The organism is Desulfurellaceae bacterium, from assembly GCA_021296095.1.
Lineage (GTDB): Bacteria > Desulfobacterota > Binatia > Bin18 > Bin18 > JAAXHF01.
In genome coordinates this window covers 597-1,226 of sequence record JAGWBB010000177.1, presented here as the reverse complement: position 1 = coordinate 1,226, position 630 = coordinate 597, and the positions used below count along the sequence as shown (strand labels likewise).

Below are 630 nucleotides of genomic sequence, written 5' to 3'. Positions count from 1 at the left end.
CCCAAGCCCGAGAGCATCCTCATCCTTGTCGCCGGCGGTACGGCCGGCCGGTTTTCCGCAGCCGTGCCCGGCCTGGTGCGCGGCAGCTCGGGCAGTACCATCACCACAAAAGCAATTCAGCCTGCATAAGGAGGAACGTATGACACGTTTACTGGATCCGACCTCTCAGGTCGAACGCAAGAGCCTGGATTTTGCCCCACGGCTGGAGAGCCTGGCCGGGACAACGATCGGCCTGCTCGATATCAACAAGGCCAAGGGCGAGTTTTTCCTGGACCGTCTGGAAGAAGTCCTGGTCCAGCAGTACGGGGTCAAAGAGGTCTTGCGCCGTCGCAAGGTGACCCCGGGCCGCACCGTTCCGGTTGAGGTCAAACAGGAGTTGCTGGAGCGATGTGACGCGGTGATCGAAGCCCTCAGTGATTGAGGGGCCTGCATTTCGTGCAGTTCGCACGATGTAGTGGGTTTCGAAGAACACGGCATTCCGACCGCCAATGTTGCCACAACCGAGTTTATGACCGCAGCCCACGCCCAGTGTACGGCCTTGGGGTTGCCCCAGTACGAGCCCGTCCTGGTGCCCCATCCGATTCAGCCCAAGCTGCCGGACGAGGTGCGCGGGCTGGTGGACGGCGTGGT

The 630-nt window shown here is 61.9% G+C and carries 1 protein-coding gene; it reads left to right on the top strand.

The genetic code is table 11. The annotated features are described in order from the left end of the window. The first annotated feature begins 139 nt into the window (after nucleotides 1-139). Complete coding sequence (locus tag J4F42_22530) at nucleotides 140-421, top strand: hypothetical protein (GenBank protein ID MCE2488300.1); 282 nt, start codon at nucleotides 140-142, stop codon at nucleotides 419-421. Nucleotides 422-630: the final 209 nt, after the last annotated feature.